At 36.3% G+C, this 13040-nt stretch carries 16 protein-coding genes and 1 riboswitch; of the genes, 13 read left to right on the top strand and 3 right to left on the bottom strand.

The features are described from left to right. Positions 1-406 precede the first annotated feature (406 nt). Complete coding sequence (locus G4D63_RS06180; RefSeq protein WP_163178778.1) at positions 407-1261, top strand: CPBP family intramembrane glutamic endopeptidase; 855 nt, start codon at positions 407-409, stop codon at positions 1259-1261. 79 nt (positions 1262-1340) lie between these two features. On the opposite strand, the gene G4D63_RS06175 is transcribed toward G4D63_RS06180, so the two are convergent. Next, a complete protein-coding gene (locus G4D63_RS06175) occupies positions 1341-2207 on the bottom strand; it encodes a DUF1002 domain-containing protein (protein ID WP_163178777.1) in 867 nt (288 codons plus the stop codon). Positions 2208-2474: 267 nt separating this feature from the next. Between G4D63_RS06175 and G4D63_RS06170 the strand changes: the two genes are divergently transcribed. Beyond that, positions 2475-2912: a peptidylprolyl isomerase gene (locus G4D63_RS06170; RefSeq protein WP_163178776.1), complete on the top strand. Its 438-nt coding sequence runs from the start codon at positions 2475-2477 to the stop codon at positions 2910-2912. An 89-nt stretch (positions 2913-3001) separates the two neighbouring features. Further along, on the top strand, positions 3002-3124 hold the full coding sequence (locus G4D63_RS22030) for a hypothetical protein (protein WP_275580261.1): 123 nt from the start codon (positions 3002-3004) through the stop codon (positions 3122-3124). A gap of 45 nt (positions 3125-3169) precedes the next feature. Here G4D63_RS22030 and fabF read toward each other — a convergent pair whose 3' ends face one another. Next, entirely contained in the window at positions 3170-4408 is a 1239-nt protein-coding gene (fabF, locus tag G4D63_RS06165) for a beta-ketoacyl-ACP synthase II (RefSeq protein WP_163178775.1), read from the bottom strand. A gap of 285 nt (positions 4409-4693) precedes the next feature. After that, a riboswitch (FMN riboswitch) is annotated at positions 4694-4843 on the top strand. 211 nt (positions 4844-5054) lie between these two features. Here fabF and ribD point away from each other — a divergent pair. From ribD to G4D63_RS06140, 5 genes are all read left to right on the top strand, one after another. Further along, on the top strand, positions 5055-6149 hold the full coding sequence (gene ribD / locus G4D63_RS06160; RefSeq protein WP_163178774.1) for a bifunctional diaminohydroxyphosphoribosylaminopyrimidine deaminase/5-amino-6-(5-phosphoribosylamino)uracil reductase RibD: 1095 nt from the start codon (positions 5055-5057) through the stop codon (positions 6147-6149). 4 nt (positions 6150-6153) lie between these two features. Then, the gene (gene ribE, locus G4D63_RS06155) at positions 6154-6804 is read left to right on the top strand and encodes a riboflavin synthase (protein ID WP_163178773.1); all 651 of its coding nucleotides are present in this window, start codon (positions 6154-6156) and stop codon (positions 6802-6804) included. Between the two features lie 28 nt (positions 6805-6832). Next, on the top strand, positions 6833-8026 hold the full coding sequence (locus tag G4D63_RS06150) for a bifunctional 3,4-dihydroxy-2-butanone-4-phosphate synthase/GTP cyclohydrolase II (protein WP_163178772.1): 1194 nt from the start codon (positions 6833-6835) through the stop codon (positions 8024-8026). Positions 8027-8113: 87 nt separating this feature from the next. Beyond that, complete coding sequence (gene ribH, locus G4D63_RS06145; RefSeq protein WP_163178771.1) at positions 8114-8584, top strand: 6,7-dimethyl-8-ribityllumazine synthase; 471 nt, start codon at positions 8114-8116, stop codon at positions 8582-8584. A 125-nt stretch (positions 8585-8709) separates the two neighbouring features. Beyond that, positions 8710-9093, top strand: coding sequence for a GNAT family N-acetyltransferase (locus G4D63_RS06140; protein ID WP_163178770.1), 384 nt, complete (start codon positions 8710-8712; stop codon positions 9091-9093). A gap of 37 nt (positions 9094-9130) precedes the next feature. Here the strand turns inward: G4D63_RS06140 and G4D63_RS06135 are convergent, their stop codons facing one another. Then, entirely contained in the window at positions 9131-9658 is a 528-nt protein-coding gene (locus G4D63_RS06135; protein ID WP_163178769.1) for a DUF309 domain-containing protein, read from the bottom strand. Positions 9659-9880: 222 nt separating this feature from the next. Here G4D63_RS06135 and G4D63_RS06130 point away from each other — a divergent pair, with 222 nt between their 5' ends. The 5 genes from G4D63_RS06130 to G4D63_RS06110 all read left to right on the top strand — a co-directional run bounded on the left by G4D63_RS06130 (position 9881) and on the right by G4D63_RS06110 (position 12980). Continuing rightward, positions 9881-10678: a segregation/condensation protein A gene (locus tag G4D63_RS06130; RefSeq protein ID WP_275580262.1), complete on the top strand. Its 798-nt coding sequence runs from the start codon at positions 9881-9883 to the stop codon at positions 10676-10678. After that, positions 10665-11255 (top strand): SMC-Scp complex subunit ScpB, encoded by a 591-nt coding sequence (scpB, locus tag G4D63_RS06125; protein ID WP_163178768.1) that lies wholly within the window; start codon positions 10665-10667, stop codon positions 11253-11255. The genes G4D63_RS06130 and scpB overlap by 14 nt, the downstream gene beginning before the upstream one ends. 44 nt (positions 11256-11299) lie before the next feature. Further along, positions 11300-11716 (top strand): hypothetical protein, encoded by a 417-nt coding sequence (locus tag G4D63_RS06120; RefSeq protein WP_163178767.1) that lies wholly within the window; start codon positions 11300-11302, stop codon positions 11714-11716. Positions 11717-11821: 105 nt separating this feature from the next. Further along, positions 11822-12310, top strand: a complete 489-nt coding sequence (locus G4D63_RS06115) for a YpuI family protein (protein ID WP_163178766.1) — start codon at positions 11822-11824, stop codon at positions 12308-12310. A 169-nt stretch (positions 12311-12479) separates the two neighbouring features. Next, complete coding sequence (locus G4D63_RS06110; protein ID WP_163178765.1) at positions 12480-12980, top strand: hypothetical protein; 501 nt, start codon at positions 12480-12482, stop codon at positions 12978-12980. Positions 12981-13040 lie beyond the last annotated feature (60 nt).

Raw genomic sequence — 13040 nt, 5'->3', positions numbered from 1 at the left:
TATTTGGTATTTAAATAATAAGTTTATCGTTACTAACAAGTGCCATTATATTTCAAATTGCTTTTGCGAATGGAGGAGGACCTCCTACTATAACAATTGTTTTTGTGTTGACTGCCTTTGTGATGGGAGTATGGTTGACTTTTTCTATTGGTAAAACAAAGGAAAGACAGGAAGAGCATTACGTTTCTAACGAAGAAATAGAAAAAGAACTTGAAAAATATTTGATAAATAATCTTGATAAGCTCAAGGTTTCATTGATTCTAGGAAGGGATTGACGGAATCCCATTTGACTAAAGGAGAAGGCTAGTTCCGAGACGAAGAAATTAGACTGTGATGATGAGTCGAGCTTCTATCAGGGCATTAGTTTGGAGTGATCAATCTGAATGATTTGAAAGAAGTTAAAGTAATGAGTGTAGTGTTGAAAATAATTCTAATAAATGTTCTGTTTCTAGGTCTCATTATATTCATAGGTTTGTTAATTAATCTTAGTGCAGATTACGTAAATATAGCAGGAAATATGGCACTTTATGTAGGAATCCTAATCGTTTTGGTTCATACTTTTAATAAAAAAGGAATTATAATTAAAGGTATTCTTGGAAGTCTTACTATTCATAAAGATGAGTTATTCAAATATGTAGGTATACAACTCTTATTTGTATTATTTTCTATTACAGCGATTATAACAGTACTTAATATATTATTTATTACGAATGAAGATATTATTAGAGAAATATTTAAAAATACTAGCCCAGGCCAAGTTGAAAATAAGAGTATACTAGTCACTATTATTGGCTTGAGCATCACCATCACACTTGCTCCGCTTGTAGAAGAATTTTTATTTCGAGGGTTTCTTTTTAATAAGTGGGGGGAATCAATTGGATTATTCAAGGCTATGTTATTAAGTTCTTTTATATTTTCTCTTCTTCATTTTAATAGTGGTTTTATTGGTCACTTTTTCTTGGGGATATTATATTGCACAATATACTTAAAGACCAGAAAGCTCTTGATACCAATACTGTTACATAGTTTAAATAACGTAATTGCGAGTGTTCCAATGATCCTCAGTTTATTGTTAACAACAAACTCCATTCCTTCAGATGATTTAGGTAAATATATCAACCAAATATCCTTTGTATTAAATACAGGTACCATTATGTTTATTTTTGTAACACCACTGGTTATTTATGTTTTGCGTATTCTTTATCCCAAAGGAATATCTGCAACTCCATATTCAATTAATCTATTATCTAGATTATATTAACGAATTGGTTTTTGTTTAACATTTCAACTATCTCTCAATAAAAAAAGAAGAGGAAATTTCCTCTTCTTCATCAGTGTCTTTAGCTAAACAAAGCACGAATTGCGTCAAACACACTTGCGATAAAATCTTGAAGTCTTGTTAAGAATGTTTGACCTTCTTCAGATTGAAGGAAGGTTGTTAGTTTTTCCTTTGCAATGTTTAATTGTTCTCCGACTTGATTCCAGTCGATGTTTAGCTCTTTCATTTTATTAAATAGAGCAATGAGACTATTAATATCTTCTTCTGTTAACGTAAGGCCTAGCTCTGCTGCCGCGGCCTCAATAATTGCTCTTAAATCTGCATCTGTTTGTGGTGCATTTTTAGCGATTTCTTCTTTGATCAGTGCCATTAATGCAGCTGCTTGTTCTGTACCAAGCTTATCGCCTAGCTCCGCGGTTTTCACCATTTCTTCGTTTGCTACTTTTTTAACATCTTCAGGTATTACTTGATCAGATGATAATTCATAGGCTTTTAATAATCCTGTAAGAGCAGCTGTTCCGGATACTTGAAAAGGTGCTGTAATGTAGATAGTAGCATCTTTTACACCTGCTGTTATTAGTGCATTAGTATACATATCCTCAGTTACCCAAGTAATGTTATTTGCCTTAACCTGCAATCCTGCCTCAGGTTCTGCGATGGTAATAATTGAGGAGGAAATTGCTTTTGAACCAATTTGGGCCTTCGGAATATAATCTCCTAAATAAGTATGTTCTTCTTCGTTAGTGACAGTAATAATTTCAACACCCTCTGGTGCTTCCATTTCTGACAGTAACGCTTTCTTTTGTTCTTCAGTTAGATTTTCTCCTAAGGTTACAACCTGATCTCCTACTACAGCATCTGCTAGTGCGACAACTGGTAGAGTTAGAAGTGAAACCAAAACGAGAAAAATAGAAAAATGCTTTTTCAAGGAAAATCTCTCCTTTCAAATAATAACGCCTATATAGTATATACACCGAATGGGACAAAATATAAACCATTATTTTCTTTTAATATGAAAAATAGTTAAAAATTACCATAATATGTAAGGGCGATTTGTTAAATATTCTTTTCATACTAATTGCTGATGTTTGAAAATCATTTAATACTTCTCGATTATTTTCTTTTTGCTAACGTTTGTCGTATACTTTAACAGTATGCTTTTACATATTTAAAGTTTGAAAGGAGTTCATTACATATGAGCAAATACGCTGTTATTGATTTAGAAAAAGGTGGACAAGTTAAAATTGAATTATTTCCAAACGAAGCACCTGGTACAGTTGAGAACTTCGAATCGCTAATCAACAAAGGGTTCTACAACGGATTAAACTTTCACCGAGTTATTCCTGGGTTTGTAGCACAAGGTGGATGCCCAGATGGTCGTGGTACTGGTGGCCCTGGTTATACAATTAAGTGTGAAACTCAAGGGAATCCTCATAAGCATGAACGTGGATCTCTATCCATGGCTCACGCTGGGAAAGATACAGGCGGAAGTCAGTTCTTCATCGTTTTCGAACCACAACCACACTTAAACGGAGTTCATACTGTTTTTGGTAAAGTTGTTGAAGGAATGGAATTCGTTGATGACATCCAACAAGGCGATAAAATGAAGGAAGTAAAAGTAATAGAAGAGTAATACGTAGATCCCCTCAAAAATTATTGAGGGGATATTTTATTTTGAATGACTAAAACTATGTAAGATTGAATCGAAAGGAGAGATCTTACATGGTAAAACGCAATGAAAAAACATCTAAAGAAGTAGATCAAAAAGCACTAGTTAATGAAAAGGCTAACAATGAGAACGAACATATTCGTCATGTAGGACCCGTTGGTGTACCTAAACAATAAACCAATAAAAGATGTGGGAGAGCCCACATCTTTTATTCTTATCACTTACTCATATTTTCTAAAAGCTAACGTAACATTATGTCCGCCAAAACCTAACGAATTAGATAAAACAATATTAACATTAGCTAATTTGCTTTCATTTGGTACATAATCTAAGTCTAATTCCTCATCTGGAGTTTCGTAATTAATGGTAGGAGGAATAATCCCATCTTTTATAGATAATACAGAAAAGATTGCTTCTATAGCTCCTGCTGCACCTAACAAATGTCCAGTCATTGACTTAGTAGAGCTAATAGAAAGCTTGCTTGCATACTCGCCAAAGACCTCTTTGATTGCTTTGGTTTCATATAAATCATTGTAGTGGGTACTTGTGCCATGGGCGTTTATATAGTTAACATCTTTTGTTGCAATGTTAGCTTCCTCTAAAGCAAGTCTCATTGCACGTTGACCGCCTTCTCCGTTTGGAGCAGGAGTTGTAATATGGTAGGCATCTCCTGTTGCACCGTATCCGATTATTTCACCATAAATTTTAGCTCCACGAGCAATTGCATGCTCAATCTCTTCTAAAATAAGAACTCCAGCACCTTCTGCAATTACAAATCCATCCCGATTTTTATCAAAAGGACGACTTGCATTTTCTGGATTAGGGTTTGTTGATAAGGCAGTCATATTCGAAAACCCGGCAATTGTCATTTCAGTAATAGCCGCTTCGGTTCCGCCCGAAATCATCACATCTGCTACGCCGTTTTGGATCGTGCGATAGGCATCTCCAATTGAGTTTGCACCCGAAGCACAAGCGGTAACGGAGCAGTTGTTAATTCCCTTTGCACCCAACTCAATTGATACTCGTCCTGAAGCCAAATCGGGAATAAGCATGGGAATAATAAATGGACTTACTCGTCTAGGTCCTTTTTCAAGAAACTTCTTGTGCTGTTCCTCGAATTCACCTAAACCTCCAATACCAGAACCAATCCAAACACCAATCCGCTCTGGGGCAACATGTTCCCCAATGATCAATCCTGAGTCTTGAATAGCCATCTTGCTGGCAGCCACTGCAAATTGTGTGAAACGTCCCATCCGTTTTGCTTCCTTACCGTCCATAAACTCTTCAGGTGAAAAATTCTTCACCTCTCCTGCTACTTTTACGGCAAATGGATCGGAATTAATACTAGTAATGGGTGCAATGCCCGAAACGCCATTTTTTATATTTGCCCATGTGGATTCTATATCATTTCCAAGTGGAGTAATGGCTCCAATACCTGTTATAACAACGCGTTTTTTCATCGGAATTCTCCTTATCTAATAAAAAGTATAAGTTTACATTATGTAGTTCTAATTCCTATGCTGAAAGTGTTACGTGTAGGAGTTTAACGATTCTGATGTGTGAATCCATAGCTAGTAAATGCATCTATAAAACTACTAATAGTATATAATAAGTAGCCAATAACGAAAAGGTGGTCAGACCAATATTATGTAATAAATTCCGTTCAACGTCAATTCCAGTTGATATACTAGACAATAATCCTTCTTTTTATGGTATAATAATGAAAAATTAAATATTACTAGTTAATTATCCTTCGGGGCAGGGTGAAATTCCCTACCGGCGGTAAAGAATCATTTGATTCAAAGCCCGTGAGCCTTTTAAATATTTTTTATTAAAAGTGCTGATTTGGTGAAAATCCAAAGCCGACAGTATAGTCTGGATGGGAGAAGGATGTATAGGAATACGTGAAGAGGCATTTTCTTGTTTACAGGGAAATTCTGTCACTATGCCCTTTTTCAAAACAGATTTGAAAATAGGGTTATTAGAGATGTTAAAAAACCTCTTTTTCCATGTGTACATACATCTCCCTTAGGATCTTTGTCCTAAGGTTTTTTATGTTGATTTAGGTAGGTAGTCACACTTACTTTGACAGCAAGGAGGGCTAACATGAATGAAACACAATACATGGAGTTGGCGATCACCCTAGCACAAAGTGTGAAGGGACAAACTCGTCCCAATCCTCCAGTTGGATCAGTTATCGTTAAAAATGGCTCAATCGTAGGAATGGGTGCTCACCTTAAAGCAGGCGAGGGACATGCCGAAGTTCAGGCAATAAAAATGGCAGGACATCTAGCGGAAGGTTCTACTGTTTATGTAACACTCGAACCTTGTAGTCACCATGGCAAAACCCCGCCTTGTGCTGATCTCCTTATCACTAGTAAAGTCAGCAAGGTGATTATTGCAACAGTTGATCCTAATCCTTTAGTAGCTGGAAAAGGGATTGAAAAGCTTAAGAATGCTGGTATTGAAGTGGAAGTAGGGGTCCTTCAAGAGGAAGCAAATGAATTATATGATATGTTTTTTCACTATATATCCACAAAGACACCTTACGTTACATTAAAAACAGCTTTGACCTTAGATGGAAAAACAGCGACAAGCACCGGAAGTAGTAAATGGATTACTGGGACCGAAGCAAGAGAGGATGTCCATCGTTATCGACATATGCACGATGCAATCCTAGTTGGAGTGAACACGGTTATAGAAGACGATCCAAGTTTAACTACGAGGCTATCCGGAGGCGGAATTCATCCAATTAGGATTGTATTAGATCATCATTTAAGAACGCCGCTTGATTCTAAGCTCCTTAATGATCATGAAGCAGAAACGTGGATTGTTACGACAAGCGCTCATACTGATGCTCAAAAAGAACCTTTCCTTCTAAAAGGAGCAAAACTGGTTGAGCTTAAAAATGAGCGAATAGGAATTCATGACTTATTAATTAAGCTAGGGGAGCTTTCGATTACTTCACTTTTAGTAGAGGGTGGATCAGAAGTGAATGGAAGCTTCTTAAAAGAGAATGCCTATAATCAGGTAGTGACTTACATTGCACCAAAACTGGTTGGAGGTCGAACAGCACCGGGATTTATAGGCGGAGAAGGAATTCTCCAAATGGGTGAAGCTCACTCTTTAGCATTTAAATCTATAGAAAAACTTGGTCATGATCTTAAAATTGTTGCAGTACCGACTGAAGAGAAGAGGTGACAACTTGTTTACTGGCATAGTTGAAGAAATAGGGATAGTAGATCGAATGGTTCAACAAGGTGAAGCAATTGTCTTAACCATACAAGCTAAAAAAGTAGTAGAGGATGTTCATCTTGGAGATAGTATTTCAGTAAATGGAACATGCTTAACTGTTACATCTTTTACTCATAATAAATTTACAGTTGATATCATGCCCGAAACCGTAAGAGCAACCTCACTTCAATCTCTAAAAAGTGGTTCTGAAGTAAACCTAGAGAGAGCGATGGCTGCAAATGGAAGATTTGGAGGGCATTTTGTATCAGGACACGTGGATGGAATTGGAACAATCTTAAAGAAGACGAGAGTTTCTAATGCCGTTTATTATGAAATTGAAGTGCCTAAGGATATCCGAAGGTATATTCTCTTAAAGGGCTCGATTTGTGTAGATGGAACAAGTCTTACTGTATTCGGAACGACTGATAAGACCTTTACGATCTCCCTTATTCCACATACGTTATCTGAAACGGTTCTCGGCAAAAAGGGTGCAGGTGATATCGTCAACCTTGAGTGTGATATGCTAGCAAAATATATAGAGCAATTTGTTCTGCTAAGAGAAAATGATTCTAAATCCTCAAGCATGTCAGAAGGCTTTCTTAGAGAGCATGGATATTTATAACATAACTTTAACGATAGGGGATGAATAGATGTTTGATCGCATTGAAGAAGCTATTTATGAATTAATGCAAGGAAAAGTAGTGATCGTTTGTGATGACGAGGACCGTGAGAATGAAGGGGACTTCATCGCATTAGCTGATAAAGCAACACCAGAGGTTATTAACTTTATGATTAAACATGGTAGAGGGTTAGTTTGTGCTCCTATCACACAAGAAACTGCAACAAAATTAGAGCTTGCACCAATGGTGGGACAAAATACAGATCCTCATGGTACGGCGTTTACGGTAAGTGTGGATTATAAGACTTCTAGTACTGGAATAAGTGCACATGAGCGTTCAGAAACAATTAAACGCCTTATCGATCCAAGTACAACGGCTGGTGATTTTAAGCGTCCAGGGCATATATTTCCTCTTATCGCAAAAGATGGTGGTGTACTAAGAAGAGCTGGTCACACAGAAGCTGCAGTCGACCTAGCAAGACTATGTGGATCCGAACCAGCAGGAGTCATTTGTGAAATCATGAATGAGGATGGATCAATGGCACGAGTACCAGACCTAAGAAAAATTGCGGATGAATTTGAAATAAAAATGATTACGATCAAGGATCTTATATCGTATAGAAGAAAAAAAGAAAAGCTTGTTAACCGTGAAATAGAGATTCAATTACCAAGTGAATTCGGTGATTTCAAGGCAGTTGGATATACGAATTCACTGGATTCATATGAGCATGTAGCGTTGGTAAAAGGTGAGATATTGGAAGATGAGCCAGTTCTTGTTAGGGTTCATTCAGAGTGTCTAACAGGAGATGTATTTGGCTCATTCAGATGTGATTGTGGACCACAATTACATGCTGCATTATCTCAAATTGAAGCAGCTGGGAATGGTGTACTTCTATATATGCGCCAAGAAGGTAGAGGAATTGGCTTAATTAATAAGATGCGTGCTTACAAGCTTCAGGAAAAAGGCTACGATACTGTTGAAGCTAATGAGCAGCTTGGTTTTGCTCCAGATCTACGTGATTATGGAATTGGTGCACAAATTCTAAAGGATTTAGGCATCAAAAAGATGAAGCTTTTAACTAATAATCCAAGGAAGATTGCCGGTTTAGAAGGCTATGGGTTAGAGATTGTGGATCGTGTGCCAATCCAACTTCCAACGAAGAAAGAAAATGAGAGTTATTTAAAGACAAAGCATGAAAAGTTAGGGCATATGCTTCATTTTTAAAGAATGAGATGGTTTGCGAAAAAAAAGCGGTTTATGTATGATAACAGCATACATAAGCAATATATGATGATTAGGAGATGTGTTTAGATGGGGAACGTATTTGAAGGACATTTAGTTGGTACTGGTCTTAAAGTTGGAATTGTTGTAGGTCGTTTTAATGAGTTTATTACGAGTAAACTATTGGGTGGGGCAAAGGATGCTCTAATCAGACACGGTTTACGTGAAGAAGATGTCGATATTGCATGGGTACCAGGTGCATTTGAAATTCCTCTAATTGCAAAAAAGATGGTAGACAGCAATAAGTATGACGCAGTTGTTACTCTAGGTACAGTGATTCGCGGATCTACACCACATTTTGACTTTGTGTGTAGTGAGGTAGCTAAAGGGGTTGCAGGAACGATGATGCAATCTGGTACTCCTGTTATTTTTGGAGTATTAACAACCGATACAATCGAGCAAGCAGTGGAACGAGCAGGAACAAAAGCAGGGAACAAAGGCTGGGAAGCAGCAGTTTCAGCAATAGAAATGGCTAACTTAACTCGCTCTTTTCAAGGATAATGTTTAAAGTGATAGGACTTAAGTAATACTAGATTTTAGGTGTTATAGATTTTTATTACCTTAGTTCATCATTTTTTGTTATAATCTATCCATCAGAATGTTAATTTTAGTTATGAGGGGTTACTATGCTAATACGATATAAGAAGAATTTTGAAAAAATTGCAATGGGACTTCTTTCTTTCATGCCTACAGAGAAGGAATTAAAAAAGCTCCAGCAGTCTATGAAACAGTATGAGAGTGAAGAGAACTGGCAATTATTTCTTTGGAAAGAAGAAGATATTATCGGCATCGTAGGGGTATCCTCCATAGATGAAAGTAATCTGGAAATTCATCATATATGTGTAAATCCATCCCACAGACACCAGGGGATTGGTAAGAAAATGGTGAGAGCATTAAAAGAAATGCTTCCAGATAAAACCATCATACCAACAGAACAAACAGCCGCATTCTTTGAAAGATGCGACCAAAACCAAGATGATATAAAAGAACTTAATACTTCAGAAGAATAGGTAAAGGCTGTCTACATAGACAGCCTTTTTGTTAAGCTTATTTTTTTCTCCTTTGTATTTTTAATTCTTTTTGCTTCAAACGCTCTTCAATAACCTCATCGCGATTTCGTAATGAGTGTTTATTTAAGAGGAAGTGATCAGCTAAATCACTTACACTTCCCCACTGAATGCCTCTCAACTGACTTTCCTTTTCACATTCACTTATTAGGTCTGTATCTGTGATCGGTAAGAAAATACTCGTATAGGGCTGCTTATTTTCAATATCCTTCAATCGTTTTTCAACAGTCAAAAGTAGCTGATTATAATCGAGTCCAAGCTTTTTTACCGCGCTCTCTTCATTATTAAGAATAGCTAATGCATTTTTCATCATTTTGAATGACCCGTTAAAATTGCTTCTTCTTTGATGATATAGAGACACAGCAATTTGGATAAATGCTACCCAATAGTTTTTGCGGTTATATTTGTCATCCTCTTTCCAATATTCCTCTAATACCTCATGACATTCAAAGTAATCTCGATCCCCATGAAAGTGAACGAGATAATCGATATATGGTTTTGGATACATCGTCTCACCCTTTTTTTAAAAGCTTATATAGTGTAAATATGTTCGTAACTTCTATTCACTACTGGTAGTGTATCATGAAACTGGAAATAACGTGAAAATAACCGGTAGAGCTTGTAAAAACCAAGTTTTGCTATTAAAAATTGTATTGGACTAGCTAGCTTTATCGTCTATACTAATGTTAACTTGCTTTTATGTGTACATTATATTTAGGTAAGTGCTTGAATGGCTGATAATGGTGGGATGATCGTGCAACAATATAATGTTAAACTCGATGCATTTGAGGGTCCTCTAGACCTTTTGTTGCATTTAATTAATCGATATGAGATCGATGTATATGATATTCCGATGGCTGAACTAACAGAGCAATACTTGTTATACATATACGCCATGCAGGAATTACAACTTGATGTTGCTAGCGAGTATTTAGTGATGGCTGCAACATTGTTAGAAATAAAAAGTAAGCTGCTCCTTCCTAAGCAAGAGGAGGAGCTATTTGATGAGGATATGGAATTTGATGTAGAAGAAGATCCTCGAGACGAATTAATGCAGAGATTAATTGAATACCGAAAATACAAGGTAGCAGCAGAGGATTTGAAAAGTCTCGAAGAAGAGCGTGGCCAAATGTTTACGAGAGCACCAAGTGATCTTAGTGAGTATATCAACAAAGAAGAAGAAATTGTGAACCTTGATGTAAGTATTTATGATATGCTTGGTGCGTTTCAAAAACTTCTACGTCGTAAAAAGCTACAAAAGCCGTTACAAACTAGGATTACCCGTCAAGAAATTCCGATTGAGGTAAGAATCGATCAAATTGTGAAAGAGTTATCTATGTTAAAAGAGAATGAAAAGAAGAACTTTCTAGACCTTTTTCCCTATGAGGATAAACCACATATAGTTGTAACCTTTTTGGCTTTGCTTGAGCTAATGAAAACAGACACGATTTTAATGGAGCAAACACAAAATTTCTCTGCCATTTTTCTTTCGCTAAAAAAAGGAGAAACAAACAATGGATATTCATAATTGGAAGGCGATTATTGAAGGCTTGCTTTTCGCTGCAGGGGATGAGGGGCTAACAATTAGACAGCTATCAACCGTTTTGGAGCTTCATACTGAGACTGTTGAAGATATCATGAACGAGATGAAATTAGAATATGAAACAAACCTTAGAGGAATACGAATAATTGAAATAGCTGACGCGTATCAATTAGCAACGAAGAAAGAGCATGCACCCTACTTTAAAAAGTTAATGGAGAATCCCTCTAATCAGACATTATCACAAGCTGCTCTTGAAACGTTAGCGATTGTTGCTTATAAACAACCAATCACTAGAGCCGAAATTGAAGATATTCGCGGAGTTAAGACAGATCGACCGATTCAAACATTAGTGGGTAAGCTTTTAATAAGAGAAGTGGGTCGAGTAGAGGGAACTGGCCGTGCCATATTGTACGGCACAACCAAAGAATTTTTAGATTACTTCGGCTTAAAATCGATTGAGGAACTTCCGAAATTGCCTGAAAATACGACGGATGAATTTGTTCAAGAAGAAGCAGATCTATTTTTTGAAAAATTTGCAGAAGCTTTTGAAGATCTACCATAAAGATATGGTAAGATGGAACAAATAGCAGATAGAAGGGTGAGACTATGCAAATTATAGAATGTTTTGGGAGTGAGCTTGAAAAAGCGCAGCCCAATACCTCAGAAGATTTCTTTAACAGGTCAGTTGTAACCTTTATTGAAGACGGGGAGGAAAAAACATTTAACCTCCTTTATATTCGTTACTTTGACGAAGTCTTTTCAGAATTTACTCCTTTTACAGAGGATCCAATCTTCACTGTAAATGGGAGAGAGGTTATGTTTAAAGATATGGTTGCACTTGTTTGTTTATTGAAAAATCCAGGTTTCCGTAATAGAAAGCGAGTATATATTAATACTCAAAAAGAATTTTCCCACTATTTTCAGGATATCGATTTTGATAAAGTGAAGGAAGTTTTTCAACAACTTACAACACAAGGAAGCTATCAATTAGAATCCCCACTTTTGTTTATTCAACAACCATAGAGGGGGAGTTTAGGTTCAAGGATGTAGAAAATAGACATTTCTATACTTTGAACATCCTCTTATACATATAAATTTAAAAATAGGATTATTTGGAGGAAGCTACTTATGGGAAATGATATCGTTTTTAGTCAAATCGAACAAGTTGAGACATTCCTTTCTGATTCAGTCAAGCTCGTATCTAACTATCTGAATGAAGCAACGATTACAACATTGAAAAATGAGGGTTCAGAAGAGCAGGAAGAATATTATAAGCAGCTTTTATCCGGATTAAGACGATTAGTTGTTTTTTGTGAAGAAGGCTTAGATACTTGTCATATTGTGTTAAACACAAACCCATTTCGAAAGCCAGCTGCAGAAAAGACACTATATAAAATCTACCATCAATGTATTGAGGAATTTTTCTCACCTAAAAATGATGTCTGGTATGAGAATAGTCGTTCAGCCTATACAGGTAAGAATGCAATCAAATTTACGAACGAAACACCAGCATCGATTCAAACACTGTTCTCTAAATTAGAAGGACCTTTCCAAAAAATAAGAGAAGAGTTAGAATACTATGAAACTGACTATCGTACCAAAATGATGCAATCATAATACAATACACTAAAGTAGCCCATTCCTAGTGAGTGGGTTTTTCTGTTTTAGTAATTTGAGGTGAGTGAAGAACGAATTAATTAGGTTTTTTTAGGTCAATTTTCCCAATACAGTAAAAACGGACCATATATTATAATAAATAATAGATATAGGTTTTGGGGGTGGACTTTTGAAGAAAATCTTTTATTTTTTCGTATTCATTCTAGTACTCTTGACTGGTTGTGCATTTCAAGGGAATGAAGAAATTGTATGGTATGAGACAAAAGAGCAAGCTATTGATGAAGGGTTACAACTAGAAGGCATTACTAGAGAAGAAATTCTCTCAATAGAAGAGCTAGATGGGGAGACGATTGTATTCTATGAATATGATAAATCATTAGGGGTGGCTAGTATTACCCAATCTGCCCAAGGCTATAGTTGGTACAGAAGTCGAGGTTATACTGACCTAGAAGGTGTCGCACCCTTTTCTACAGCTGGGTTTGAATACGAAACAAAGTCAGGTCTAAATGTGCCTGTTCTTGTAGGAAAAGCCTTTGATCAATCAATTACGAAGATGAAGTTAATAGAGAGTAACGCAGAAAAAGAATTAGAAGTATTTGATAAATCACGACTGTTTTTTTCCATACTGAAGTTACCTTTTTCCTCGATCGAGATAAAACCAGTAAAATAGAGAAGATATAAACTAACCGTTTGAATGAGCACTCTACAAACGGTTAGTTTATTTAATTCT

The organism is Bacillus mesophilus (assembly GCF_011008845.1).
In the GTDB taxonomy this organism is placed as follows: domain Bacteria; phylum Bacillota; class Bacilli; order Bacillales; family SA4; genus Bacillus_BS; species Bacillus_BS mesophilus.
Note: the sequence above shows the minus strand (reverse complement) of the source record. Positions and strands in the feature narration are given on the sequence as shown.

Excerpts from the sequence above, each read along its gene's own strand:
- G4D63_RS06180 (WP_163178778.1), top strand. The coding sequence starts at position 407 with ATGAGTGTAGTGTTGAAAATAATTCTAATAAATGTTCTGTTTCTAGGT.
- G4D63_RS06170 (WP_163178776.1), top strand. The coding sequence starts at position 2,475 with ATGAGCAAATACGCTGTTATTGATTTAGAAAAAGGTGGACAAGTTAAA.
- G4D63_RS22030 (WP_275580261.1), top strand. The coding sequence starts at position 3,002 with ATGGTAAAACGCAATGAAAAAACATCTAAAGAAGTAGATCAAAAAGCA.
- fabF (WP_163178775.1), bottom strand. The coding sequence starts at position 4,408 with ATGAAAAAACGCGTTGTTATAACAGGTATTGGAGCCATTACTCCACTT.
- ribD (WP_163178774.1), top strand. The coding sequence starts at position 5,055 with ATGAATGAAACACAATACATGGAGTTGGCGATCACCCTAGCACAAAGT.
- G4D63_RS06150 (WP_163178772.1), top strand. The coding sequence starts at position 6,833 with ATGTTTGATCGCATTGAAGAAGCTATTTATGAATTAATGCAAGGAAAA.
- ribH (WP_163178771.1), top strand. The coding sequence starts at position 8,114 with ATGGGGAACGTATTTGAAGGACATTTAGTTGGTACTGGTCTTAAAGTT.
- G4D63_RS06140 (WP_163178770.1), top strand. The coding sequence starts at position 8,710 with ATGCTAATACGATATAAGAAGAATTTTGAAAAAATTGCAATGGGACTT.
- G4D63_RS06135 (WP_163178769.1), bottom strand. The coding sequence starts at position 9,658 with ATGTATCCAAAACCATATATCGATTATCTCGTTCACTTTCATGGGGAT.
- G4D63_RS06130 (WP_275580262.1), top strand. The coding sequence starts at position 9,881 with ATGGCTGATAATGGTGGGATGATCGTGCAACAATATAATGTTAAACTC.
- scpB (WP_163178768.1), top strand. The coding sequence starts at position 10,665 with ATGGATATTCATAATTGGAAGGCGATTATTGAAGGCTTGCTTTTCGCT.
- G4D63_RS06120 (WP_163178767.1), top strand. The coding sequence starts at position 11,300 with ATGCAAATTATAGAATGTTTTGGGAGTGAGCTTGAAAAAGCGCAGCCC.
- G4D63_RS06115 (WP_163178766.1), top strand. The coding sequence starts at position 11,822 with ATGGGAAATGATATCGTTTTTAGTCAAATCGAACAAGTTGAGACATTC.